Annotated in this window: 22 protein-coding genes and 1 pseudogene; 16 read left to right on the top strand and 7 right to left on the bottom strand. The window is 47.7% G+C overall.

Annotation, left to right across the window (positions count from 1 at the left end; all coding sequences use genetic code 11):
* From narJ to nrdD, 7 genes are all read left to right on the top strand, one after another.
* Nucleotides 1-720, top strand: coding sequence for a nitrate reductase molybdenum cofactor assembly chaperone (gene narJ, locus COW15_RS11595; protein WP_293632719.1), 720 nt, complete (start codon nt 1-3; stop codon nt 718-720).
* Between the two features lie 11 nt (nt 721-731).
* The gene (gene narI / locus COW15_RS11590; protein ID WP_293632718.1) at nt 732-1,421 is read left to right on the top strand and encodes a respiratory nitrate reductase subunit gamma; all 690 of its coding nucleotides are present in this window, start codon (nt 732-734) and stop codon (nt 1,419-1,421) included.
* A gap of 75 nt (nt 1,422-1,496) precedes the next feature.
* Nucleotides 1,497-2,258 (top strand): peptidylprolyl isomerase, encoded by a 762-nt coding sequence (locus tag COW15_RS11585; RefSeq protein WP_293632717.1) that lies wholly within the window; start codon nt 1,497-1,499, stop codon nt 2,256-2,258.
* A gap of 54 nt (nt 2,259-2,312) precedes the next feature.
* Nucleotides 2,313-4,976 carry an MFS transporter gene (locus tag COW15_RS11580; RefSeq protein ID WP_293632716.1) on the top strand — a complete coding sequence of 888 codons (2,664 nt, stop codon included), beginning with the start codon at nt 2,313-2,315 and terminating at the stop codon, nt 4,974-4,976.
* A 78-nt stretch (nt 4,977-5,054) separates the two neighbouring features.
* The gene (locus COW15_RS11575; RefSeq protein WP_293632715.1) at nt 5,055-5,441 is read left to right on the top strand and encodes a putative zinc-binding protein; all 387 of its coding nucleotides are present in this window, start codon (nt 5,055-5,057) and stop codon (nt 5,439-5,441) included.
* Between the two features lie 152 nt (nt 5,442-5,593).
* Nucleotides 5,594-6,058, top strand: a complete 465-nt coding sequence (gene nrdG / locus COW15_RS11570) for an anaerobic ribonucleoside-triphosphate reductase activating protein (RefSeq protein WP_293632714.1) — start codon at nt 5,594-5,596, stop codon at nt 6,056-6,058.
* Nucleotide 6,059: 1 nt separating this feature from the next.
* Nucleotides 6,060-7,922 (top strand): anaerobic ribonucleoside-triphosphate reductase, encoded by a 1,863-nt coding sequence (gene nrdD, locus COW15_RS11565; RefSeq protein WP_293632713.1) that lies wholly within the window; start codon nt 6,060-6,062, stop codon nt 7,920-7,922.
* Between the two features lie 96 nt (nt 7,923-8,018).
* Here the strand turns inward: nrdD and hrpA are convergent, their stop codons facing one another.
* Together hrpA and COW15_RS11555 are read right to left on the bottom strand one after the other, a co-directional pair.
* A complete protein-coding gene (hrpA, locus tag COW15_RS11560) occupies nt 8,019-11,900 on the bottom strand; it encodes an ATP-dependent RNA helicase HrpA (RefSeq protein ID WP_293632712.1) in 3,882 nt (1,293 codons plus the stop codon).
* Between the two features lie 135 nt (nt 11,901-12,035).
* The gene (locus COW15_RS11555) at nt 12,036-12,452 is read right to left on the bottom strand and encodes a CBS domain-containing protein (RefSeq protein WP_293632711.1); all 417 of its coding nucleotides are present in this window, start codon (nt 12,450-12,452) and stop codon (nt 12,036-12,038) included.
* Between the two features lie 287 nt (nt 12,453-12,739).
* On the opposite strand from COW15_RS11555, the gene COW15_RS11550 reads away from it, so the two are divergent.
* From COW15_RS11550 to COW15_RS11510, 9 genes are all read left to right on the top strand, one after another.
* Nucleotides 12,740-13,084 carry an arsenate reductase gene (locus COW15_RS11550; RefSeq protein ID WP_293632852.1) on the top strand — a complete coding sequence of 115 codons (345 nt, stop codon included), beginning with the start codon at nt 12,740-12,742 and terminating at the stop codon, nt 13,082-13,084.
* Entirely contained in the window at nt 13,081-14,223 is a 1,143-nt protein-coding gene (gene dapE / locus COW15_RS11545) for a succinyl-diaminopimelate desuccinylase (protein ID WP_293632710.1), read from the top strand. The genes COW15_RS11550 and dapE overlap by 4 nt, the downstream gene beginning before the upstream one ends.
* Complete coding sequence (locus COW15_RS11540) at nt 14,217-14,948, top strand: M15 family metallopeptidase (protein ID WP_293632709.1); 732 nt, start codon at nt 14,217-14,219, stop codon at nt 14,946-14,948. Before dapE ends, COW15_RS11540 begins: the two co-directional genes overlap by 7 nt.
* A gap of 42 nt (nt 14,949-14,990) precedes the next feature.
* Nucleotides 14,991-15,821 carry an alpha/beta fold hydrolase gene (locus COW15_RS11535; protein WP_293632708.1) on the top strand — a complete coding sequence of 277 codons (831 nt, stop codon included), beginning with the start codon at nt 14,991-14,993 and terminating at the stop codon, nt 15,819-15,821.
* Nucleotides 15,822-15,988: 167 nt separating this feature from the next.
* The gene (can, locus tag COW15_RS11530; RefSeq protein WP_293632707.1) at nt 15,989-16,606 is read left to right on the top strand and encodes a carbonate dehydratase; all 618 of its coding nucleotides are present in this window, start codon (nt 15,989-15,991) and stop codon (nt 16,604-16,606) included.
* A gap of 192 nt (nt 16,607-16,798) precedes the next feature.
* Nucleotides 16,799-17,986: an 8-amino-3,8-dideoxy-alpha-D-manno-octulosonate transaminase KdnA gene (kdnA, locus tag COW15_RS11525; protein WP_293632706.1), complete on the top strand. Its 1,188-nt coding sequence runs from the start codon at nt 16,799-16,801 to the stop codon at nt 17,984-17,986.
* A gap of 18 nt (nt 17,987-18,004) precedes the next feature.
* Nucleotides 18,005-19,075: a 3-deoxy-alpha-D-manno-octulosonate 8-oxidase KdnB gene (kdnB, locus tag COW15_RS11520; protein WP_293632705.1), complete on the top strand. Its 1,071-nt coding sequence runs from the start codon at nt 18,005-18,007 to the stop codon at nt 19,073-19,075.
* Between the two features lie 79 nt (nt 19,076-19,154).
* Nucleotides 19,155-19,892: an 8-amino-3,8-dideoxy-manno-octulosonate cytidylyltransferase KdsB gene (kdsB, locus tag COW15_RS11515; RefSeq protein WP_293632704.1), complete on the top strand. Its 738-nt coding sequence runs from the start codon at nt 19,155-19,157 to the stop codon at nt 19,890-19,892.
* Between the two features lie 30 nt (nt 19,893-19,922).
* The gene (locus tag COW15_RS11510) at nt 19,923-20,168 is read left to right on the top strand and encodes a DUF2897 family protein (RefSeq protein ID WP_293632703.1); all 246 of its coding nucleotides are present in this window, start codon (nt 19,923-19,925) and stop codon (nt 20,166-20,168) included.
* Between the two features lie 150 nt (nt 20,169-20,318).
* Here the strand turns inward: COW15_RS11510 and COW15_RS11505 are convergent, their stop codons facing one another.
* The 5 genes and pseudogenes from COW15_RS11505 to COW15_RS11485 form a co-directional block, all read right to left on the bottom strand.
* Nucleotides 20,319-21,173, bottom strand: coding sequence for a universal stress protein (locus tag COW15_RS11505; protein WP_293632702.1), 855 nt, complete (start codon nt 21,171-21,173; stop codon nt 20,319-20,321).
* A gap of 33 nt (nt 21,174-21,206) precedes the next feature.
* The gene (locus COW15_RS11500) at nt 21,207-22,697 is read right to left on the bottom strand and encodes a SulP family inorganic anion transporter (RefSeq protein WP_293632701.1); all 1,491 of its coding nucleotides are present in this window, start codon (nt 22,695-22,697) and stop codon (nt 21,207-21,209) included.
* Between the two features lie 396 nt (nt 22,698-23,093).
* The gene (locus COW15_RS11495) at nt 23,094-23,342 is read right to left on the bottom strand and encodes a hypothetical protein (RefSeq protein WP_293632700.1); all 249 of its coding nucleotides are present in this window, start codon (nt 23,340-23,342) and stop codon (nt 23,094-23,096) included.
* 178 nt (nt 23,343-23,520) lie between these two features.
* A complete protein-coding gene (gene arsJ / locus COW15_RS11490; protein ID WP_293632699.1) occupies nt 23,521-24,765 on the bottom strand; it encodes an organoarsenical effux MFS transporter ArsJ in 1,245 nt (414 codons plus the stop codon).
* 5 nt (nt 24,766-24,770) lie between these two features.
* A pseudogene (locus COW15_RS11485) lies at nt 24,771-25,159 on the bottom strand (type I glyceraldehyde-3-phosphate dehydrogenase); the annotation flags it as partial.

Here is a 25,159-nt window from a genome sequence, read left to right as displayed (position 1 = left end):
ATGAAAATACTGAGTGTCATATCGATGTTACTCGATTACCCGCAACCCGAGCTTATCGAGGCTCGGGCCGAGCTAGCGCGGGTCATCGACCAATCACAGCTAAATGCACAGCATAAAGCCGCGGTTAATCAATTTATTGAACAGCGCTTCGGCAGCGAACTGATGGACTGGCAAGCAGAATATGACGGTTTATTTGAACGCGGCCGCTCCCTCTCCATGCTGTTATTTGAGCACATCCATGGCGAGTCCCGCGATAGGGGCCAGGCTATGGTCAATCTGCTAGATCAATACCATCAGGCAGGACTCGATATTAGTGCCAAAGAATTGCCCGACTACATTCCCCTATACCTTGAATTTATGTCGACCCAAGGCAGCGAAAATGGCCGTTATGGATTGGAAGAGGTAGCTCATATTTTTGCTCTGTTGGCATGCCGGCTCGAAAAACACCAATCGAGCTATGCGGATTTGTTCCATGCCCTGCTGAGTTTAACCGAGATCCCTTTAGATCTTGATGACTTACGTGAGCAAATTGTTGACGAAAAGCCCGATAACACCCCTAAAGAGCTCGATAAGGTCTGGGAAGAAGAAATGGTCAACTTTATGGATAACGCCCAAAACAGTTGCGCCACCCAGCGCCCGACCGAAGCTCAACGCCGGGATCAACACATTCCACTGAACACAGAGCTATTGCGCCCAAGCGGCAATAGTGAACGACTGTAAGGAGCGCATCAATGAGTCATTTTTCAATCTTTGCCTTTGGGATCTATCCCTATATCGCCATGGCGGTGATGTTTATCGGCAGTTGGATACGCTACGACCGTGAGCAATACACTTGGAAGACGAGTTCGAGCCAATTATTGGAAAAACGCCAACTCCACCTTGGCAGTGTGCTGTTTCATCTGGGGGTTATCGGCATCTTCTTCGGCCACTTTGTGGGTCTATTAACCCCAAAGGCAGTCTGGCATGTCCTCGGCGTGAGCACTGAGTTCAAACAACTCCTTGCTATGGGCGCTGGTGGTCTGTTCGGGTTAATTTGTTTTGCGGGATTAACCATACTCATCCGCCGTCGTTTATATAATCCAAGAATACGTGCTACCAGTAAACCTATGGATATCATCATTTTATTGATGTTATATGCGCAGCTTATCCTGGGACTGATCTCGATTCTGGTATCAAGCGGTCACCTCGATGGCGCCGAAATGCTTAAATTAATGTCGTGGGCTCAAAATATCATGACATTCAATAGTATGGCAGCGGTTGAAGCGATTGATGAAGTCAACATCATCTTTAAACTGCACGTGATACTTGGCATGACACTCTTTGTTGTCTTTCCATTTAGCCGCCTGGTGCACATGCTCAGCGCACCACTGCAGTACCTTGGCCGTCAGCACCAAATCGTTCGCCGTAAAGTGAGTCGCTAGCTCAATACGTCCCCTGGCATCCCAATGCCAGGGGACTGCGCCTTGCCTGAATCTGCCTAAGTAGAGAACAACACCATGATCCGAGTCAACCACACCGATATCACCGAAGAACAAGTCCTGATGGAAATGCAATATTTCCCTGCAGCAACCCAACGACAAGCCATGTTAGATGCGGCCCAGAGCTTAGTGATTGGCGAGCTATTACGCCAACGTGCAGCGGAACTCTCCCTTCCCTTATCCCCCGACGAAACCAGCGGTAAGGAAGATTATCTCGAGCAACTTATTGAATGCGAAGTCGTCATTCCAGAGGCGAGTGAAGAGGAGTGCTTACAGTATTTCCAACAGAATCCGCAGCGCTTTAAAACATCTCCGCTGATCGAAGCCAATCATATTTTGATCGCCGCCGCAACCGACGATGCAGAGGCCAGAGTGGAGGCTAAGCTGTTAGCCGAACACATCATTGAACAAGTCAAACAGCAGGCCGACTTCGCCACCCTCGCCCAGCAGTTTTCTGCCTGTCCGTCAAAAACGACCGGCGGCAATTTAGGTCAACTCAGTCGTGGCCAAACGGTCCCAGAATTTGAACGGCAGCTGCTCAGTGCAACTACTGGCCTACAACCTTATCCTATTGAAAGTCGCTATGGCTTTCATGTTGTTGATATAAAAAATAAAATTGATGGATTACCCCTACCACTCGATGCCGTTAAAACCAAAATTAGCCAATATCTCAATGAGAAAGTCCGTCAAAAAGCAATTGCTCAATATATTCAAACCCTGATCGATGCCGCCACCATTGATGGCTACGATTTCGACACGAATCGACAATCACTTCTCTAATAAAACAATAAAATTAGATAGTTAATATCATGCTAGTCATGTCGGAGTTTTCAAATGAGTAGTCAATTACTGCACGCGGGGAATGGGCAATATCGAGCCCTATGGCTTACGACCATTGCCTTTACGCTCTGTTTTGCTGTTTGGACCATTTTCTCCATTTTAGGGATCCAAATTAAAGCAGAGTTATCATTAACAGAAACCCAAATGGCCTTATTAATGGCCATTCCTATATTGAGTGGTTCCCTCAGCCGTATTCTGCTCGGGATGTTTACCGAGCGATGGGGAGGACGTATTGTTTTTAGTCTAGTAATGTACCTTGCCGCCATATCAACCTACTGGCTCAGTATCGCAGATAGCTACAATATGCTGCTTATCGCGGGGGTGGGGCTAGGTCTTGCTGGCGGCGGCTTTATCGTCGGTGCGACCTACGTCGCCGCCTGGTTTGAAACCAAAAAACAGGGTGCAGCACTCGGGATCTTTGGTGCGGGTAATGTGGGCGCAGCGTTGACCACCTTTGGTGCCCCTTTTTTACTAGGCCATTTTAACTGGCAAGAAACGGCGCAAATCTATAGTTTGATCATGGCTATTTTTGCCACGATTTATTTATTTTTCGCTAAAACTGAGCCTCGCCGCCTAGGCAATTTCACGCCGCCTAAATTCAGTGAACAGTTGGCATTACTGCATGATATTCGCATCTGGCGTTTTGCTTTATATTACTTTTTCGTTTTTGGTGCCTTTGTTGCCCTCGCCCTCTGGCTACCCCATTACCTGATCAATGTGTATGACGTTTCACTGGTCACGGCGGGGGTGTTGACTTCGCTTTATATTATTCCAGGCTCATTGTTCAGAATTTTGGGAGGATTTTGGTCGGATAAGTACGGTGCCCGCCGGATCATGTATTGGACACTCGGGATCAGTACCCTGTGCACTTTCCTACTCAGTTATCCCCCAACCCACTACAGTGTGACCGGGGTTAGCCACATCTTTGAATTTAATTTTCATATTTCTCTACCCGTCTTTGTGTTCTTTATCTTTACCCTAGGCTTTTTTATGTCCTTAGGTAAAGCGGCGGTATTCAAGCACATACCTACTTATTTTCCCGGCAATGTCGGCGTCGTTGGCGGCCTAGTGAGTATGGTTGGTGGCATAGGTGGTTTCTTACTGCCGCTGACCTTCGGTATGCTCAATGATGTGATTGGCATTTGGCAAAGCTGTTTTATGCTGCTATTCATCATCTGTGCTATTTCCCTTGCCTGGATGCATTCTGCTATTCGTAAAGCGGAGAAAATGGAATGGGCCAGTGGTCAAACCGTTAAGAATTTACCGGAAATGGCCACGCCCGATGCGTTTGTGCTCCATGATTGGCAACCCGAGAATAAAGACTTTTGGGAAAACAAAGGAAAAAAAATCGCCAGACGCAATCTGTGGATCTCCATTCCCAACTTATTTCTCGCCTTCGCGGTCTGGTCCATTTGGAGCATTATGGTCGTCAAAATGCCCAAACTAGGTTTTAGCTACAGTCCGAATGAATTGTTCTGGCTTGCTGCGTTGCCTGCCCTATCGGGTGCCACCCTACGCATTTTCTATGGTTTTATGGTGCCCATATTCGGTGGTCGCCGCTGGACGGCCCTGTCGACGGCCTCATTACTGATCCCCTGTTTATGGATGGGATTTGCCCTCCAAAACACCGAAACGCCCTACCTTATCATGCTGATCTTAGCCTTACTCTGTGGTTTAGGCGGCGGTAACTTCTCCTCCAGTATGGCCAACATCAGCTTCTTTTACCCTAAAGCGGAAAAAGGAACGGCACTCGGTCTGAACGCGGGACTGGGCAATTTAGGGGTCTCGGGTATGCAACTCTTTGCCCCTTTAGTGATTTCTGCCAGCGTCTTTGGTGGCCTAGAGGGTGCGCCGCTGACCCAAATTATGCAAAATGGCGAAAATCAGGCTATTTGGTTGCAAAACGCGGCCTTTGTCTGGGTGCCACTGATTATTATCTGCACTATCGCGGCTTGGTTTGGTATGAATGATATTACCGATGCCAAATCTTCCTTTAAAGAACAAGCCGTCGTATTTAAGCGCCGACATACTTGGCTTATGTGTTGGCTATATATGGGCACATTTGGCAGTTTCATCGGTTTTGCGGCGGGATTCCCCTTACTCTCTGGCATGCTATTTCCTGGGGTGGATCCGGTAAAATTTGCCTTTATTGGCCCACTTGCTGGTGCACTCGCAAGACCCGTAGGCGGTAAACTGGCGGATATCTTCGGTGGCGCTAGGGTAACCTTAGTCAACTTTCTATTTATGGCGTTTGGAGTCTGTGGGGTATTATTTTTCCTCCCCCACGGGGGTGAAGGTGGTAATTTCTTCGGCTTCTTCGGCATGTTTGTCCTGTTATTTATCACCACAGGCATAGGCAATGGTTCCACCTTCCGAATGGTGCCAGTGATGTTCTTGACCCTAAGACAAAGGGCCCTAGGTAAAGGGATGGAAAGACAGGCTGAAATCGAAGGAAACCGGGAATCTGCTGCGGTACTCGGGTTTATTTCAGCGATAGCGGCCTATGGCGGATTTTTTATTCCTAAGGCCTATGGCACATCGATGAGTTTAACTGGCGCGGTAGACACCGCCCTCTATGGATTCATTGTGTTTTATGCCAGTTGTGTCGCGATAACCTGGTGGTTTTACGCCCGCTCCCATGCGGAGATCACTTGCTAAAAATGAGCTAACCGAGTGTAGGTACAGCATATTTTGCGTGCCTACACCATAAATAAACTTTTTACAAAAGGCATAAAAATGACCAAGATACTGGCTGATAAACCCTTAGTCTATGCCTGTTCAGGTTGCTCGAATGTGGCACAATTAGCCAATGATGTAGCCTTAACCTTAGACCGCACAGGTGTGATGCAGATGTCATGTATTGCGGGAGTGGGCGGAAATATTAAATCTATCGTCAAACTCGCAAAGTCCGGGCGGCCTATATTGGCGCTGGATGGCTGCAAACTCAATTGCGTAAAACAAAGTTTGGCATTACAACAAATCACCCCCACATGGCATATCGAACTCACTCAATTAGGCTATAAAAAACAAGAGCAAGTAGATTGTGATCTGGCTGATAGCTACCGCCTATTACAATATATCTATCAAACAACACTGCACACGTCTCTCTCTAAACTGAACTAATTTACCGCCATTTGGGCTGCTGACACCCCCTCTTATCCCAGCCATTTTACTATCTGCCTCAATCACAAAAACTTGATCTTGATCAAATCAGGATTTAGCCCCTCCGTTAGTATAACTATATATAGTGTCAAAATTAAAATAAAACACAATATATGGGAAATTTAGCATTTAACAGCTTTCAGCCACAGATTTGTTTTCAAGAAGTGCCCGATGAGGTTTCATTGGCCTTTACCATTACAGGTTGCCCGCTACGCTGCCAAGGATGCCATAGCCAAGATAGCTGGGATCCACGAATTGGCATCGCGCTGAATAAGCTAATGTTCGAAGGTTATTTAGATCGTTATCAGGGACTTGTGAGCTGTATTTTATTTTTTGGCGGAGAATGGAACCCAGAGGCACTGATTGAAAAACTGTTAATCGCCAAAACAATGGGGCTTAAAACCTGCCTATACACTGGCAAAGAAAAAGTCCCCCAAAAAATTGTCCGGCAACTCGATTATCTCAAAACAGGAGCCTGGCAGCCCACACGGGGAGGTCTAGAAAAATCAACGACAAACCAGCGTTTTACCGAGTTAAAAACGGGGAATTTACTCAACTTTAAATTCAGGGAGCAATAAAATGTCATCACTTAATCCTCAGCAGTTACAGCAAAAAATCGCCTTTATCACACAATATCAACAGGCCAATAATGCCGCCGATGCGTCGAACTTAGACGCGAATGCAAATGTGACCCACAAGAACATTGCCACCTTAGAAACTGAGTTAATGAAAGACTATTTCATCGACATTAACCGTGCCCTCGTAAAACAAAAAATTGCGGATCTTTTTGACGATGCCTTAGCCGAAGAATATATCCGTCAAATTGCGGAACATGAAATATACGTGCACGATGAGACTAGCCTAAAACCCTATTGCGCTTCGATTTCAATGTACCCTTTTTTATTAAATGGCCTAACCCAACTGGGTGGTGAGTCTAAGGCACCTCAACACTTAGAATCCTTTTGTGGCAGCTTTGTTAATCTAGTCTTCGCCATCAGTGCCCAATTTGCAGGCGCAATAGCAACGGTCGAATTTTTAATTTATTTCGACTATTTTGCCCGTAAAGACTATGGTGAACATTATCTTAACGAGCACAGACACGCGATAGAAAACCACCTTCAGCATGTCGTCTACGCATTAAATCAACCCGCGGCGGCAAGGGGATATCAAAGTGTGTTTTGGAATATTTCCATTTATGACCAACATTACTTTGACGCCATGTTTGGTCAATTTGTGTTCCCCGACTTCACCGCGCCAGACTGGCATTCCATCCGTGAATTACAAGCCTTTTTCTTGGACTGGTTTAACCGTGAGCGCAGCAAAGCGGTACTCACCTTCCCGGTGATCACCGCCGCAATGCTCACGGAACAGGGTAAGGTAAAAGATGCTGATTTTGCTCAGATCTGTGCCAAAAATATGAGTGAAGGGGGCGCGTTCTTTGTCTATCAATCACAAAATGCCGATTCGCTGGCTTCCTGTTGCCGGCTACGTAATGAGATCAGCGATCACTCATTCTCCTACAGTCTAGGCGCGGGGGGCGTCGCAACGGGGTCAATCAATGTGATCACCGTTAATATGAATAGATTAATTCAAGATAAACGGGACTTGCACACTGAAATAGTCAAAGTTCAACAATACCAAATCGCCTATCGAAAATTGATGGAAGATCATTTAGCAAATGGCATGTTGCCTGTATATGACGCGGGGTTTATCTCCCTCGACAAACAATTCCTGACCATAGGCATTAACGGTATGGTCGAGGCCGCCGAATATTTAGGCTTAACGGCCAATACCAATACAGAATATCAGTCTTTTATCGAGGATAACTTAAAGATAATTTACGATGCTAACAGACGGGCAACCGAGCAATGGGGCTATAGGTTTAATACCGAATTTGTTCCCGCCGAGAATTTAGGGATAAAAAATGCCCGGTGGGATAAAAAAGACGGCTATCGTGTCTCAAGAAATTGTTACAACAGTTATTTCTATCCCGTTGAAGATGGCGATATCAATTACCTCGACAAATTTATCTTACACGGCGAACAAATGACCCGCTATTTAGATGGCGGTTCTGCACTGCACCTCAATTTGGATGAAAAACTCTCAGCACAAAATTACATCAATTTATATAATATTGCCGCGCGCACGGGGTGTAATTATTTCTGCATTAATGTGAAAATCACTATTTGTAATGATTGCCAGCATATTGATAAACGTACCCAGCAATATTGTCACCAATGCGGTTCAAAAAATATCGATTATGGCACCCGGGTGATCGGCTATTTAAAACGTGTTTCTGCCTTCAGTGAGGGGCGTCGCACCGAGCATGACTTACGCTACTATCACCAAACCCATACCCAGCACCAAACCCCATACACAGCAACAAACGAATACATAGCACCAAAGCAACATCCTGCACCAAAGCAATACGAGGCCACTTAGCCAAATATAAAGCAAAACGGCTGTTCCCCTCAAAATAAGCACATCCCTATTTTGAGGGGAAACGGTAGACCCGCCGCTTAATATCACGCTGGGCAATTAGGCCTGTTGAATGTGATTTAAAATCCGCTTTTCAGATATTGGATAAGCCGTGCCGAGCACCTGTGCAAAACAGGAGACGCGGTACTCTTCAATCATCCAGCGTGCCTCGATTAACGCGGGCGGTGTCGGCTGCGATCGTGGCACTTTCGCCAGTTGCGCAGTCAATGCTTCCTGTACCTTGTTAATGCTCTGCATATGCAAACGGTCGCGGGTCGGATCGACAGGCAACTTCTCGATACGGGTTTCAATCGCCTTTAAGTAACGCGCCACATCGGCTAAACGGTTCCAGCCACAGGCTTCAACAAACCCCTTAAACACTAACTTGTCTAATTGGCTTTGAATATCACTCATAGCAAAAGCAATATCTAGGCTAATTTTACCCTTGAGGCGCTTTTTAATGCCCTGATAAAGAGTCAAAATCTGCTCAACCTTCAGGGCAATTTGCTCGGCGGTCAGGTTAAGTTCCTGGCGAACCCAGTCCTTTGCCTGCTCAAACTGGTTTTTATCCCGGACATCCAGCTGCTTTTCATCCAATAACTGCTGCACTGCGGCGGCAATAATATCATCGATCAAGATCTGAACTTGACCAAATGGATTGAAATACATGGCTAATTTTGCCTTGTTAGGCAAGGCTTGCTGTAAATGCTTCACCGGCGAAGGGATATTAAGCAGCAGTAAACGCCGCAGACCCTGACGGTGGGCATCCTGCGCCTCAAATTCATCATCAAATAATTTGATTGCAACACTGTCTTTATTATCGATCAGCGCCGGAAACGCCCGCACCTGATAATTGCCCTTCTGCTGCTGATATTGCTTAGGCAGCTCGCCAAAGGACCACTCGGTTAACGCTTCTCGCTCTATGCCCTTATCCGCCACCTGACGAATGGCCTTAGCGACCACGCCCTGCAACTCGGCTTTTAAGGTGTCGAGCACACGGCCTTCGGCCACTAAGTTATTTTTATCATCCTCGATTTTAAAATTCATCTGCAGATGCGCGGGGATCTGCGTTAAATCAAAGTCTTCTGGGGATATGCGTGTGCCACTCATGCGCAATAACTGCTTGCACATGGCCTCGAGCAAACTGGCGCTAAAGGGCGGCATCGCCTGCACACAGGCGCGGGCATAGTCCGGCGCTGGCACAAAGTTACGCCGCAAGCTCTTAGGCAAAGATTTGATCAGCGCGATGCACTTTTCTTCCCTGAGCCCGGCCACCAACCAATCGAAATCCGTATCATCGATTTGGTTGAGCAATGCCACCGGAATGTGCACCGACACGCCATCGTCCGCGACACTGGGCTCAAAATGATAACTGAGCTTGAGGCGTAAATTGCCCTTATGCCAAGTATCGGGAAAATCCAAGGCCGAGATATGGTCGGCGCTGCGCTGCATTAACAGTGCTTTATTAAAATCCAGTAAATCCGGCTGCTCACGCTTGGTCTTATTCCACCAACCAAAGAACAACTGGGCGTTATAAATGCCTTGGGGAATACGCGGCTCGTAAAAATCCACCAGCACTTGCTCATCCACTAATATATCGCGGCGACGGGATTTATGCTCCAGCGATTCAATGTCTTCGAGCAGCTTCTGATTTGCGATAAAAAACGCTTCTTGGGTTTGTAGCTGCCCCTCTGCCAAGGCACTGCGGATAAAAATCTCCCGTGATTCGACGGGATCGATAGGGCCGTATTGCACCTTGCGGCGATGCACAACCGTCAAACCGTAGAGCACTTGATTCTCGAGGGCAATAACGCTGCCGGGTTTGGCCTCAAAATGCGGCTCTACATAGCTTTTCTTGATCAGATGCGCCGCTAAGGGCTCTAGCCATTCGGGTTCGATTTTAGCGCAGCAGCGAGCAAATAGGCGCGAGGTTTCGGTCAGCTCGGCCGCCATGATCCACTTAGGGCCCTTTTTGGCGAGTGGCGAACCGGGAAACACAAAAAACTTACGATTACGGGCACCTAAGTACTCGTTATTGTTATCTTTAAAACCAACATGGCTCAACAAGCCTGACAGGAGCGCACGGTGCAAGCTGTCATAATTGGCGGGGGTATCGTTTAAACGCCACTTTAAATCGTGCACGGCTTGCTTAAGCTGGGTATATAAATCCTGCCACTCACGCACCCGCAGGTAGGCTAAGTATTCATCGCGGCATTTTTTACGGAACTGGCTAGCTGATAACTCTTTTTGTTGATCTTTTAGGTGCTGCCACAGGTTTATCCAACTGACAAAATCGGAACTGGGATCGGCAAAACGGCGATGGGCTTCATCACTGGCTTGCTTCTTCTCCATAGGTCGCTCGCGGGGATCTTGAATCGACAGACCCGCGGCAATAATGAGCACTTCATTTAAACAACCTAACTGCTGACTCTCGACCACCATACGCGCCAGACGCGGATCCACCGGAATTTGCGCTAAATTACGCCCAAGTGGCGTCAACCCGAGCTTGCCGTGTTTGTTCGCGACCGCTTGTAATTCTTCGAGCAGCAAGAAACCGTCGCGGATATGGCGCGGATCGGGCGGCTCGATAAAGGGAAACGCAGCAATATCTCCAAGGCCGATGGCAAGCATCTGCAAAATGACCGAAGCTAAGTTAGTGCGCAGAATTTCAGGATCGGTAAAGGCTGGACGATTATTAAAATCCGCCTCATCGTATAACCGAATGCAAATCCCCGGCCCCACGCGGCCACAACGGCCTTGACGTTGATTAGCGCTCGCCTGCGAAATAGGTTCAATCGGCAGGCGCTGCACCTTAGTGCGATAGCTATAACGACTGATGCGCGCCGTACCTGGGTCAATCACGTAACGAATGCCAGGCACAGTTAACGAGGTTTCGGCGACGTTGGTGGCAAGCACAATCCGCCTGCCCCTGTGACTGCTAAACACCTTGGACTGTTCGCCGTAGGAAAGCCGCGCATACAGCGGCAAAATTTCGGTATCACGGTAATTACGCCGGCTTAATTGCTCGGCGGTATCACGGATTTCCCGCTCACCGTTCATAAAGATCAGAATGTCGCCAAGCCCTTCGGCCACCAGCTCATCGACGGCGGCAAAAATGCCTTCGATTTGATCCAGATCGGCATCACTATCCTGCACTAAGGGGCGGTAGCGGGTTTCGACCGGAAAGGTACGGCCCGAGACTTCGATAATAGGCGCATTATTGAAATGCTTAGAAAAACGCTCCACATCTATGGTGGCCGAGGTGATGATGACCTTTAAATCGGGGCGTTTTTTCAGAATTTGTTTGAGGTAACCCAAGATAAAATCGATGTTGAGGCTACGCTCGTGGGCCTCGTCGATAATAATAGTATCGTATTGATCTAAATAGCGATCTGAAGTTAATTCCGCCAGTAAAATACCGTCAGTCATCAACTTGATATAGGACTCACTCTTAAGCGCATCGGCAAAGCGCACCTTAAAGCCGACCACTTCACCGAGTGGGCTTTGTAATTCTTCTGCAACTCGGCTCGCCACGCTGCGGGCCGCTAAACGGCGCGGTTGGGTGTGGCCTATCATGCCACGGCAGCCTAGGCCGAGTTCCAAACAGATTTTAGGTAACTGAGTCGTTTTACCCGAGCCCGTTTCACCGGCGATGATCACTACCTGATTACCGGCAATCGCATGGGCAATCTCATCGCGCATTAACGACACGGGCAAGTTTTCTGGGTATTGGATCTTTGGCCGAGCTAGGCGACGCTGCTCAGCCTTATCGAAGGCGGCCTTAGCTTGCTCACTCAGTTGGGCTAATATTTGAGTCTTTTTATCTGAGTCGGCTTCTTTATTGAGCTTAAATAAACGACGACGGATCCGCGACGCGTCGCTCTGATAGCAAAGATTAAGAAAGGCGTTCGATAGCGGATGTTTGTCTGAGTTCAAAACCAAATTCCATTGCTAGCATCAAAAATGGCGATCCTAGCAAGGAACGTGGCGCATTGGTATGGATAATTTACCTCAAATGTGCCTTAAACCCTGCAATTTCAGGCGTAAACTAACCCGTTAACCACAGAGGAGCATGACCTAGGCCGGAGCAAGGTAACACTGTTGCATATAAAGGTTCATGGCCTTTAACACATTGGTGCGATTAATAGTGCCAATCACTTTTCCCTGCTCTACCACGGGATAAATTTTTGGTTTTGGCCCCAGCATCTGCTCAGCTAACTGCAAAATGCTGTCTTCAGGCCCCACAAAGAGCACCTCTGTGCGCATACAATCTTTCACGACGGAAGTCATATCGCAGTGATAGCTGCTTTTTAGCATCACGGCCAAGCAATCCTGTTGGGATAAAAAACCGACCAAATCGCCATTATCATCGACCACGGCGGCACCCATTTTATTGTTATCTAAGAGTTTTTCGACGGCGGTAGCAAGCGACATATTCGCACGCAACAATACGGGTTGACGGTCCATATGATCGCGAATTTTTATTGAGTCCATAGTGTTCCCCTTAATTAGCCCTACACTTTGAGTCTAGTCAAAATCTCGCCCAAGGTAAGTGATAAATATCGATTGTGCTAATTGAGTGATGGGTGAGATGTAAAAAATGCCACCCTTTACACTGCTAAGCTCTGCAAGCGGCCCATTCTTTATGCCTTTTCCCACTGTTATACTTTTTCCCACTAAGGCCGGACGAGATCCTACTTGTGACATCAGGCCCACAATGCCACAATGCGAGCAAAATCAATGCTTGTATGCCAAGCGCCCATAAACACTGGAGCATCATTTTGACCCTTTTTGGTATTAAGAATTGCGATACAGTGCGTAAAGCACGCAAATGGATTGAAAATCATCAACTTCCAGTTAATTTCCATGATTTTAGAGAGGAGGGTTTACGCCAAGAGGACCTCGAACTTTGGTGTAACACCGCAGGCTGGGAAACCCTGTTCAATAGGCGCAGCACTAGCTTTCGCGCCCTGACTGATGCTGATAAAACCGATATAGATCAAGCTAAAGCCCTAGCGCTGATGTTAGCCCACCCCACCTTGATCAAACGCCCCGTGCTGGTTGTTGGCGAACAAGTGGTGGTTGGCTTCAATGAAGCAGACTATAAAAAGGTGTTTTCCCTATGATAACCGCCGACAATTTTCCAGTCACAACGCTGACTCAGGATCTAATCGCTCGTCCTTCGGTCACCCCCTTAGATGAAGGCTGTCAAACCTTGATGGCTGAAAGACTCAGCGCCATCGGCTTTAATATCGAACCTATGATCTTCGAAGATACCACCAATATGTGGGCTCGCCGTGGCAATCAAGGTCCGGTCTTTTGTTTTGCTGGCCATACGGATGTTGTACCAACGGGTGATGTGAGCCGCTGGCACACGCCGCCCTTTGTGCCCACCATTATCGATGGCTACTTATATGGCCGCGGCGCAGCGGATATGAAGGGCTCACTCGCTGCCATGGTCGTCGCCACCGAACGCTTCGTGGCTAAACATCCCGACCATAATGGCTCCATCGCCTTTTTGATCACCAGCGATGAAGAAGGTCCCTTTATTAATGGCACCACAAGGGTCATTGATACCTTAGAAGCCCGTAACGAGAAGATCACTTGGGCGTTAGTCGGTGAACCATCGTCAACCCTTAAACTGGGCGATGTGGTCAAAAATGGCCGCCGCGGCAGTTTAACTGGTAACTTAACCGTGAAAGGCATTCAGGGCCACGTGGCCTATCCGCACCTTGCCGATAACCCAATCCACAAAGCCGCGCCATTTTTAGCCGAACTGAGTCAAATGCACTGGGATAATGGCAATGAGTTCTTTCCGCCCACTAGTATGCAAATCGCCAATATTAACGGTGGCACTGGCGCATCGAATGTGATCCCAGGCGCACTGGAAGTAATGTTTAACTTCCGCTACTCCACCGAAGTCACCGCAGAGATCTTAATCGAACGGGTAGAAGCCTTATTAAAAGCCCATGAACTGGATTACAACATCAGCTGGATTTTCAATGGATTACCTTTTTTAACGGGCGATGGCCCACTGCTTGATGCTACCCGTATCGCCATCCGCCAAGTCACAGGCTATGAGACAGATCCACAGACCACGGGCGGCACATCGGATGGGCGCTTTATCGCGCCGACGGGGGCAAAAGTGCTCGAACTCGGCCCAGTCAACGCCACCATTCATAAGGTAAATGAATGCGTTAAGGTCGATGATCTTGAGCAGTTGGCCCTGTGTTATGAAGTGATTTTGGAACAGTTACTGTGCTAAATGCCGCCCTGATCTCACCCAAAACCGCTCGCCTTTACGGCTTGACATCCCACGCTTTAGTTGAGGTATTAAGCCCGTACCATAACCAAGCCACGGGGTTTTTACTTGAACCCCATACTGCCATCGCCTTCGCAACTATGGCTGAAAAGGCGGCGGAAGATGGCATTCAATTGGCCATCTGCTCCGCCTATCGTCCCTTTGACCGCCAACTGGCGATATGGAACGCTAAGGCGAGCGGAAAACGCGCGGTGCTAGATGCTAACGAACAAACAGTTGATATCAAAGGCTTAACAGATGATGAGCTTGTCGATTTAATCTTACTCTGGTCGGCGCTGCCCGGTGCATCGCGCCACCATTGGGGAACAGATATCGATGTCTTCGATGCTAAACAGGTGACGGCCAGTGAGCTGCGCTTAGTTGAGGCGGAATACTCACACTATGGTCCCTGCGCTAAGCTGCACCATTGGCTGGTCACCCATGCTGAGGAGTTTGGTTTTTATTTCCCATTTCAACGGGGAAAGAGTGGGGTCAGCCCCGAGCCTTGGCACATTAGCTATTTCCCCGTTTCCCAGACACTTTTATCTCAGTTCGATCCCTTAGCTCTGGCAAACCTGATTGAAAACAGTGATATGTTGCTTAAAGGGGCCGTACTCGCCCGTTTAGAGACATTAGTGGATAAATACGTACGGCGGGTTGCCACTCCTAGGGATAAGCTTCAGCCTTAACATTAGGTTATCTAAAGATACTCTTTGATTTAAGTAGGTTTTATGGATTTTTCTTCACATCGTCATCAATTAGACATAGCAGGTAGCAGCTTAAGTTACCTCGATATTGGCACAGGCCCAGCACTGTTGTTTGGACACAGTTATTTATGGGATAGCGCCATGTGGGCACCACAGATTGCGCGGTTGAGCCGCCAGTACCGCTGCATAGTGCCGGAACTGTGGGGACATGGCCAATCGGGAGGTTTACCCGAGAATTGCCATAGTCTGCTCGATATTGCCGATCATATGATGGCCTTAATGGATAGCCTGCAAATTGCGCATTTTAGCCTTGTTGGACTCTCGGTCGGCGCCATGTGGGGGGCAGAACTGGTGCTTAAGGCGCCAAGCCGCGTGCAAGCACTGGTCATGCTCGACAGCTTTATCGGTTTCGAACCCGAGGTTACCCGCGCCAAATATGATGGCATGCTGGATATGATAACCGCCGCCAAGGCCATCCCAACACCGCTTATCGGTGCGATTTCGCCTTTGTTCTTCGCAAACAATGCCGCGAATAATACGCCCGAACTGGTTGCGGACTTTGAACACACTCTTGCCACTATCCCAGCAGAGAAAATCCCCACCATTGTTAAGCTTGGACGGATGATTTTTCATCGTCGCGATACGATGGATTTTGCCGAACAATTCACTCTCCCCTGTTTGATTATGGTCGGCGTTGAAGATAAGGCCCGTAGCGTACTGGAAAGTTACTTAATGCACGATGCTATTGATGGCAGTGAGCTAGTGCATATTCCCCATGCGGGCCATATCTCAACCCTAGAACAAGCCGATGTTATCAACCAACATTTAAGCCAATTTCTGGCAAGGGTCCTATAGAAAATCAATCACCCGTTTGACTTAACCTAAAAGAGCCAATTGGGTAGGCGTTACCGGCTGCACATTGGATAGACCAGCAGGAGGAAATTTGCTGGTATACTCTTACTTAACGTGTGTAACCTGTATCATCAATAGCTTTAAATAAGCTAACAAAACAATAGGTTAAAATGAAATTACTCAAACCTTTATTCGACAACAACCGCCGCTGGGCCGGGCGTATACGCCAAGAGAATCCTGATTTTTTTGAACAATTGGCAAAGCAGCAAAACCCCGAATACCTGTGGATTGGTTGTTCCGATAGCCGCGTCCCCTCCAACCAAATTATCGATCTCATGCCCGGCGAAGTCTTCGTTCATCGCAATATTGCCAACATGGTGATCCACACCGATCTCAACTGCTTATCTGTGCTGCAATACGCCGTCGATGTGCTCAAAGTCAAACATATCATGGTCGTCGGCCATTATGGTTGTGGTGGTGTGCGCGCCGCCATGGGCCAACAACGCCTTGGGCTTATCGATAACTGGTTAGGGCATTTGCGGGATATCTACCGGATCTACCAGGACGAATTACTGCAGATGGACGAGGCAAAACGCTTCGATCGCCTGTGCGAGTTAAACGTGATTGAGCAGGTCGCCAATGTAACCAGTTCTACCATAGTGCAAGAGGCGTGGGATCGCGGTCAAGAAGTTGCCGTCCATGGTTGGATCTACGGTATAGATAATGGTTTGTTAACGGATTTAGATGTGACCGTCGATCGCAGCCAAGGGTTAGAAAATAAGCGTTGATCCCACTTGGCCGCTGATTATTCGACCAAAGCCCCTATTCCTTCCCGTAAAAACCTACACTGGCTGTAGGTTTTTCTTTTTCCCCATTAATTTTCATCAATAAAACATCGCAAGGGATAATGAGCCCAGTTATAATCCGCCAGTTAATTGCAGCGCGACCTATGCGCCACAAATTCTAAGGAGATACCTTCCATGCCCGGTTTTGAATTATTTGGTCCAGAAGAAAAACAAGAAGTCGCCGATGTGATGGAGCACGGCTTTACCTTCCGTTATAACTTCGACCATATGCGTAATGATCGCTGGAAGACTCGCGATATGGAGCAATTGCTCTGCGAGAAGATGAATGTTAAGCATGCCCACCTGTTATCTAGCGGTACTGCTGCGCTGCAAACGGCCTTAATGGCCGCAGGCATTGGTGCCGGTGACGAAGTTATCGTGCCACCTTTTACCTTTGTTGCCTCGGTTGAAGCGATTTTTATGGCGGGTGCGATCCCCATTTTTGCCGAAATCGATGAAACCCTGTGTCTATCGCCAGAAGGCATTGAAGCGGTCATTACTCCACGCACTAAAGCCGTGAATTTAGTGCATATGTGTGGCTCTATGGCGAAGATGGATGAAATCAAAGCCGTCTGTGCAAAACACAATCTAGTGTTATTAGAAGATGCCTGCCAAGCCATCGGTGGCAGCTATAAGGGTCAGGCCTTAGGCACTATCGGTGCTGTGGGTTGTTACTCCTTCGACTCTGTCAAAACCATCACCTGTGGTGAAGGCGGCGCGGTGATCACCAATAGCACCGAGATCTACGATAACGCCCATATGTTCTCCGATCACGGCCATGACCATATAGGTAAAGACCGCGGCGCCGAATCACACCCTATTATGGGCCTGAACTTCCGTATCTCTGAAATGAATGCGGCCTTAGGTTTAGCCCAATTACGTAAACTCGATACCATTATCGACATTCAACGTAAAAACAAAAAAGTCATTAAAGAGGCAATGGCCGCTATCCCAGAAGTCACCTTCCGCCTGATCCCAGATCCAGAAGGCGACTCAGCGGGCTTCTTAACCTTTATGTTGCCAACCGAAGCGCGTACCCAAGAAATCAGCAAAAAACTGGCTGAAAACGGCGTCGATGGCTGCTTCTACTGGTATGTGAACAACTGGCATTATCTGAAGAACTGGAAACACATTCAGGAGCTTAAGGCATCTGCTGCGTTACCAATCACATTAATCGCCGACAGACCTGACTATACTCAAATTTCTGTGCCGAAATCTGATGCCATTATGAGCCGCACGATTTCCATGCTCATTAAATTGTCTTGGACCGATGCTCAGATTGCCGAGCGTATTGAAAACATCAAAAAAGCATTTGCCCAATAATTCTACGGGAGTTTTGCAATGAGTTTTAAGAATTTTAAAGTAGTTGAAAAGATGATCTTCGGCCGTGGCTCCTTCGCCCAATTAGACGAAGTCTTAGCTGCCCAGCGTAAAGTTGACGATGATTTCGTGGTGTTTTTAGTCGATGACGTTCACCAGGGCAAACCACTCGAAGGCCGTGTTCCTGTTAAGGCCCACGATCTGCTGATATGGGTCAATGTTGATGATGAGCCAAGCACAATACAAATCGATACGCTGACTGAGCAAGTTCAAGCCTTTAATGGCAAGTTACCCGTCAGTGTTGTCGGCCTCGGCGGCGGTTCAACCATGGATGTGGCCAAAGCGGTATCCCTGATGCTGACCAATCCAGGCGGCTCTGCCATGTACCAAGGTTGGGACTTGATCAAAAACCCAGCGGTACACCATATCGGTATCCCTACGATTTCGGGTACTGGCGCCGAAGCGTCACGCACCGCCGTATTATGTGGTCCAGTGCGTAAGTTAGGCCTGAACTCAGATTACACAGTATTCGATCAAATCATCATGGATTCTGAGTTAATCGAAGGCGTGGAAACCGATCAATGGTTCTACACAGGTATGGATTGCTATATCCACTGCGTTGAATCATTAGAAGGCACCTTCTTAAACGAATTCTCTAAATCCTACGCTGAAAAAGCCATGGATTTATGTCGCCAAGTGTACTTAGACGACCACGTAGAAAAAGACGACAAGCTGATGATGGCGTCATTTATGGGCGGTATGAGTATCGCTTACAGCCAAGTGGGTGCTTGCCATGCGGTTTCTTACGGTCTGTCCTACATCCTGGGTTACCACCACGGTATCGGTAACTGTATCGCCTTTGACGTGTTAGAAGAATTCTATCCAGAAGGTGTGGCAGAGTTCCGTCTGATGATGAAGAAACACAACATCACCCTGCCAAAGAACATCTGTAAAGATCTGCCGGATGAAACCATTGCTAAAATGGTTGCCGTGACTAAGAGCATGGGTCCATTATGGGCTAACGTTTACGGCGCAGGTTGGGAAGAAAAAGTCACAGATGAGATGTTGACTGCTCTGTTCCGTCGCATTTAAGCTCTCAAGCATATGACAAGGGCTCGTTTGCGAGCCCTTTTTCTTTATACTGACCAAAATTGAAAAATAGGAAAATGCGATGAATGTGACTCTGTTAATCCCGGCACGTTACGGTTCAAGCCGCTTCCCGGGCAAACCCCTAGCCCCGATTAACGGCAAGCCGATGATCCAACATGTGTATGAGCGCGCCTCTCTAGCCAAAGGCCTGACGAATATTTATGTTGCTACCGATGATGAGCGCATTAAGAGTGCCGTTGAAGGTTTTGGCGGCAAAGTCGTGATGACCAGTCCAGATGCCGCATCGGGCACGGATCGTATCAATGATGCCATCACTCAGCTAGGGCTTAAGGATGATGACTTAGTGATCAACCTACAGGGCGATCAACCCCTTATCGATCCGACGTCCATAGAGCAAGTGATCAGTCTATTCGAGCGTCACCCAGGTGAGTTTGAAATGGCGACCTTAGGCTTTGAAATCGTCAACAAGGCCGAGCTAGATGATCCTATGCATGTGAAGATGGTGTTCGATAACAACAATTACGCGCTGTATTTCTCCCGCGCCCGCATTCCCTTTGGCCGAGATACCCAAGACTACCCGGTTTACAAACATTTAGGGGTCTATGCTTACACCCGCAGATTCGTGCAGACCTTTGCAGCCCTGCCCTTAGGCCGACTCGAAGATCTGGAAAAGCTGGAGCAACTACGGGCACTAGAGTATGGCCACAGGATCAAAATCGCCATCAGTGCCTTCGACTCTATTGAAGTTGACACACCAGAAGATATCCGCAAATGTGAACAACGTTTGGCGGTTGATTAATCTTTACGTTTTTCAATACAGGAGCTGTATATGTCAACCTTAGAGGTGTGGATCATCATTATTTTGATCTTAGGTGTCATCGCCAGCAATCTTGCTGCATTGAAATACAGTGCAAAATTTAAGCTGCCGCAATTTGGTCAACACGACAAAAACAAGCAGCTTAAGACCGGAAAGACTCAGACTAGTGCTCCGGACAAGGCTGATGATGAGGCCAATCAAGTCCCCTCCTCGACGGCACAGCCCCCTAGTGACAACAAAACTCAGCATAAAGAGTGATGTATACCTAGGTATTTATCACTCAGCCAAGTCTGTCCATGTTATGCAAAAAGGCGCTAATACCTTTTTATTGTGTACATCTGACTCCATCCAGATTGTTTTGCATCAGTGAGTATCCATCAACACTCACTGATACATTATCCATCCAAGTTAGCGTAACAATAACAATGGAATATGACTTTTACTGATCATCCTTGTGGTATTGCTACCCACAAAAAATTCCCTTATCCGCGAGTGCCCATAGGCACCCATCACCATAAGATCAATTTGATGTTCAGCTTGATAACTTGCAAGGGCCGCTTGTACTTCCCCTTGGCAAACAGCGGTAATGACATTGAAGTTTGCTTCGTGAAGAACATCTTCAACTAATCCTAATTCAGCCGTAGCCTGAGCTTGATTGTCTGACACCATGACTACATGACACTCCAGTCCTCTTAGTAGCGGACTACTGGCTACGCGATTTAGCGCCTTTTTCGCCGTTGGACTGCCATCATAGGCAATCATAAATCGCTTTGGTGCTTGAAACTCTGCCATCACCACTAAGATAGGTTGTTTGAGTGTGCGAATGACACTTTCAAGGTGGCTGCCAATCGCCTGTGCTTGATCTTGATGTTGTTCACCTTGACGCCCCATCACCACCAATCTGGCTTTACACTCTTGCTCTAACAAGGTTTCAACCAAGTCGCCATGGCGCTGCAAGGTTTCAATCTCAACTGCTGGTGCGGACTCAATAAGACGAGTTCGCGCATCTTGCAACAGATATTTGCCCTGCTCAAGCGCCAATTTACTTCGACGAGCCTCAAGTTCTACCATCTCATTAAGCAAGTGTTCTCGCGTACCTAGGCCAATATTTCCCGATAGATTTGACTCTGTTGGATAAGCAGACTTATCCAACACATGCAATAATGTCACTGGCGCATCAAGTTGAGTTGCAGCCCAGCTACTAGCATCACATACCGCGAGGGTTGCTTTTGAACCGTCAATACAGGCAATCACATTTGTCATCGTTATTTTCCTTATTACTGTGTTGCTAGAGGATTAGTGACCAGACATCATTTTTTCGACTTCTTCTGGCTTATCATGCACCCCAAATTTATCGACTATGGTGGCACTGGCTTCGTTAAGGCCTATCAATTCAACTTCAGTCCCCTCGCGACGGAATTTAATCACCACCTTATCCAGCGCTGATACCGCGGTAATATCCCAAAAATGCGCTTGAGATAGATCGATAGTGACCTTATCAACCACTTCCCTAAAATCGAATGAATTACTGAACTTATCTGCCGAAGCAAAAAAGACTTGCCCAATAACCTGATAATGGCGACCAGTGTCGCTAGAAGTCGTTGCACTCTTAACCACCATAAAACGGCCCACTTTATTAGCAAAGAACAGGGACGCGAGTAGTACCCCCACAAATACCCCCATGGCTAAGTTATGGGTAGCGACCACCACCACAACTGTGGCGACCATCACAAGGTTAGTTGACATTGGGTGATGCTTAAGATTACGAATGGAATCCCAAGAGAAAGTACCGATAGATACCATGATCATCACAGCAACCAGTGCCGCCATAGGGATGAGTTTTAACCACTCGCCGAGGAATACAATCAATATGAGTAGAAATACCCCTGCAGAAAAAGTCGATAACCGTCCGCGACCACCCGATTTAACGTTGATGATCGACTGGCCAATCATGGCACAACCCGCCATACCGCCCATTAAACCCGCACCAATATTGGCAATGCCTTGGCCCTTACATTCGCGGTTTTTATCGCTTTGGGTATCGGTTAAATCATCGACTATGGTGGCTGTCATCATAGATTCCAACAAACCCACCACGGCAAGGCCGGCCGAGTAAGGGAAGATGATCATCAGCGTTTCAAAGGTTAATGGCACTTCAGGCCAGAGGAAAATAGGCAAAGTATCAGGCAGTTGTCCCATGTCGCCGACAGTGCGGATATCTAACCCCATATAAACCGCAAACAGCGTTAAACCTACTATACAGACCAAAGGCGAAGGTAAAGATTTACCAATCACAGGGATGAGTGGGAACAGGTAAATGATACATAGGCCAGCTGCAGTCATCGCATACACATGCCAAGTCACATTGGTCAGTTCAGGTAACTGGGCCATAAAGATGAGGATGGCCAGCGCATTCACAAAGCCAGTCACCACGGAGCGGGAGACGAAACGCATCAAGCTACCGAGTTTTAAGTAACCCGCAGCAATTTGCAGTACACCGGTTAATAGGGTCGCCGCGAGTAGATACTCGAGGCCATGTTCCTTCACTAACGTCACCATCAACAGCGCCATAGCGCCGGTTGCAGCAGAGATCATGCCGGGACGCCCCCCCGTAAACGCGATGACCACAGCGATACAGAATGAAGCATACAGGCCGACCTTAGGATCGACACCTGCAATAATTGAAAAGGCAATCGCCTCAGGGATTAACGCCAGTGCCACTACAATACCGGCTAACAGATCTCCACGTATATTGGAGAACCACTCTTTTTTCATGGTTTGTATCATTTCACTCACTCTGTTTAAAATTTGATCATAGATTCCAATGGTCTATGTCAACGCTTGACAAAAATGTCAGTGCACAGCCAATAAGGTACTTATACCTCAAGGTGACAAAATACAATTGGGATTATGGGTACAGCAAAACAACTACCGAGTCGGTAGCGACTAAGGACAGATCATAGCGATCCAAGAAGGAAGGAGTAAACTAATGCGGCTTAATGCTCATCACCGAAAAATAACCTCGCTCATGTGAGTTAACTTAAATTTAACTGGATTAAAAATAGTTGTGCTTTATGAAATAGCGATACTTAGGCCTTTTTAAAACACTGCTACAGCCTAAAACTGCGCCACTGCATAAAACAGGCCGAATTATAGAGAGTTATTTGATCAAAATCAAAAGAGTTAACCTGACACAAAATAGCGGTTTAAGAAGCGAGTCAGCCTCTTCCATAATGAAATATCTTTTTTGATATTGTTTTTAACATCGCGATTTAGCCCAAGACGTTGCTCACGAATGTTACGACGCTCATCGGCGCGATTCGCCACCTCGGCAAATGTATGCCGTTGCTCAAGTGTCATGCTCGCCATAAAACTGCGAAAAGGGATCTTTGGGGACATAGCCGCCGAATTGGTCTTTGGTGTACTACACATAATCTGCACTCCCAATGGTTAATCATTCATCTAATGAACAAGACCCGCCACAAAAGAGAAACATTTCACGCCAACAACAAAAACAGCCACAGCGAACAATTGCTCGAATCGCAGTACTAAGCATACCGAGCACAAGCTTGAGCGACACAAGTCAATAGATCTAAACCTAGTCGTGACCTTATACCGCTCTATGTCTTGGAAGCTTAATTGAGATAAGTGCCGCTAACCCAATAAATGCCGCCGAGATCCACAGACACGCCGCCATGCCATACGCTTGATACACCCAGCCTGATAATACCGTGCCTATCAAGCGTCCCATCGCATTAGCCATATAGTAAAAGCCCACATCTAAGGACACACCGTCTGCATCGGCATAACTGACAATCAGATAGCTGTGTAATGAAGAGTTGATGGCAAATAAGGCCCCAAACAGCATTAATCCCCAAACCAATATACTCGCGGCATGGAAGTCATAACTTATTGCCAGTGCAAGACCGGCTGGCACTATGCTCAATATCGCCGCCCAAGCTAGGGCACTACGCCCATCAGGGACCCTAGCCTGACTTTTGCCCATCTGCTTTGCCCCAGTCAATCGGGGCGCCAAAGCTTGCACTATGCCGTAACCTATCACCCAGAGTGCGAGAAAGCCGCCGACATACCAATGGTCCCAACCAAAGCTTGAGGCCAGATAAACGGGTAAGGCCACCACAAACCACACATCCCGCGCGCCAAACAAGAACATGCGCGCGGCGGAAAGTGTGTTTACTGCCGGACTCTTAGAAAAAATCTCGGTGAACTTTGGTTTGTTTTTGGCCTTACCTAAGTCGCGCCGCAAACTTAACAGACTAAAAATCCACACCAGCAATAGACCCATCGCCATGCCTAACACAGCCCGCTGGAATCCAAACACCGTCAGCAAGGCACCGCCCAAGAAGAACCCCGCCCCCTTTAAGGCATTTTTGGATCCGGTGAGCATGGCAATCCACTTATACAACTCACCCTGGGCATCCTTAGGCACCAAGAGTTTGATACTGCTCTTGGCGCTCATTTTATTGAGATCTTTAGCGATACCCGACAGGGCCTGCGCCGCCATCACCCAAGCAACCGTGAGCATGGCAGAGGGAACTAGCAGCATGCTCAGGGCGAAAATCTGCATAAACAGACCGATATTCATGGTCTTATTTAAACCTAGACGCGCCCCGAGCCAGCCACCGACTAAGTTAGTGATCACCCCAAAGATTTCATAGAAGAGGAATAGCATGGCAATTTGCAACGGGCTATAACCTAGGCCATGAAAATGGAGCACCACTAACATCCGCAGTGCGCCGTCGGTGAGCGTGAAGGCCCAATAGTTACCAGTGATCACTAAGTACTGGCGAATTTCGGGTGATATGTTGGACAAGAACCCAGTCAGCTTAGCCATAAAGCTTATGCCTTATCCATCAGACCGACCATGCGAGCCAGTTCTGCCGCACGGTTAGCATAGCCCCACTCGTTATCATACCAAGCGTAGAGTTTGACCTGAGTGCCATTGATAATCATGGTCGATAGTGCATCGATAATGCTCGAACGGGGATCGGTTTTATAATCCACCGACACTAATGGCCGTTCCTCATAACCTAAAATGCCTTTTAATGGTCCATCTGCGGCTGCTTTTAACAGGCGATTGACCTCGGCCTCGGTGGTTTTACGGCTCACCTCGAATACACAATCGGTTAATGAGGCATTCGCAAGCGGTACGCGCACCGCATGGCCGTTTAGCTTGCCCTTAAGTTCAGGGAAAATATGGGTAATGGCGGTCGCAGAACCCGTCGTAG

Origin of the sequence: Shewanella sp. CG12_big_fil_rev_8_21_14_0_65_47_15, assembly GCF_002783505.1 — a bacterium.
In the GTDB taxonomy this organism is placed as follows: domain Bacteria; phylum Pseudomonadota; class Gammaproteobacteria; order Enterobacterales; family Shewanellaceae; genus Shewanella.
The sequence above is the reverse complement of the archived record's forward strand: the minus strand, read 5'-3'. Positions and strand labels throughout refer to the sequence as shown.

Bases quoted from the DNA above. Each gene is read 5' to 3' on its own strand.
- dapE (WP_293632710.1), top strand. From the start codon at position 13,081: ATGATAACCGCCGACAATTTTCCAGTCACAACGCTGACTCAGGATCTA.
- COW15_RS11495 (WP_293632700.1), bottom strand. From the start codon at position 23,342: ATGTGTAGTACACCAAAGACCAATTCGGCGGCTATGTCCCCAAAGATC.
- COW15_RS11500 (WP_293632701.1), bottom strand. From the start codon at position 22,697: ATGATACAAACCATGAAAAAAGAGTGGTTCTCCAATATACGTGGAGAT.
- nrdG (WP_293632714.1), top strand. From the start codon at position 5,594: ATGGGAAATTTAGCATTTAACAGCTTTCAGCCACAGATTTGTTTTCAA.
- narJ (WP_293632719.1), top strand. From the start codon at position 1: ATGAAAATACTGAGTGTCATATCGATGTTACTCGATTACCCGCAACCC.
- narI (WP_293632718.1), top strand. From the start codon at position 732: ATGAGTCATTTTTCAATCTTTGCCTTTGGGATCTATCCCTATATCGCC.
- kdnA (WP_293632706.1), top strand. From the start codon at position 16,799: ATGCCCGGTTTTGAATTATTTGGTCCAGAAGAAAAACAAGAAGTCGCC.
- COW15_RS11580 (WP_293632716.1), top strand. From the start codon at position 2,313: ATGAGTAGTCAATTACTGCACGCGGGGAATGGGCAATATCGAGCCCTA.
- kdsB (WP_293632704.1), top strand. From the start codon at position 19,155: ATGAATGTGACTCTGTTAATCCCGGCACGTTACGGTTCAAGCCGCTTC.
- nrdD (WP_293632713.1), top strand. From the start codon at position 6,060: ATGTCATCACTTAATCCTCAGCAGTTACAGCAAAAAATCGCCTTTATC.
- COW15_RS11575 (WP_293632715.1), top strand. From the start codon at position 5,055: ATGACCAAGATACTGGCTGATAAACCCTTAGTCTATGCCTGTTCAGGT.
- kdnB (WP_293632705.1), top strand. From the start codon at position 18,005: ATGAGTTTTAAGAATTTTAAAGTAGTTGAAAAGATGATCTTCGGCCGT.
- COW15_RS11585 (WP_293632717.1), top strand. From the start codon at position 1,497: ATGATCCGAGTCAACCACACCGATATCACCGAAGAACAAGTCCTGATG.
- can (WP_293632707.1), top strand. From the start codon at position 15,989: ATGAAATTACTCAAACCTTTATTCGACAACAACCGCCGCTGGGCCGGG.
- COW15_RS11535 (WP_293632708.1), top strand. From the start codon at position 14,991: ATGGATTTTTCTTCACATCGTCATCAATTAGACATAGCAGGTAGCAGC.
- COW15_RS11510 (WP_293632703.1), top strand. From the start codon at position 19,923: ATGTCAACCTTAGAGGTGTGGATCATCATTATTTTGATCTTAGGTGTC.
- COW15_RS11555 (WP_293632711.1), bottom strand. From the start codon at position 12,452: ATGGACTCAATAAAAATTCGCGATCATATGGACCGTCAACCCGTATTG.
- COW15_RS11505 (WP_293632702.1), bottom strand. From the start codon at position 21,173: ATGACAAATGTGATTGCCTGTATTGACGGTTCAAAAGCAACCCTCGCG.
- arsJ (WP_293632699.1), bottom strand. From the start codon at position 24,765: ATGGCTAAGCTGACTGGGTTCTTGTCCAACATATCACCCGAAATTCGC.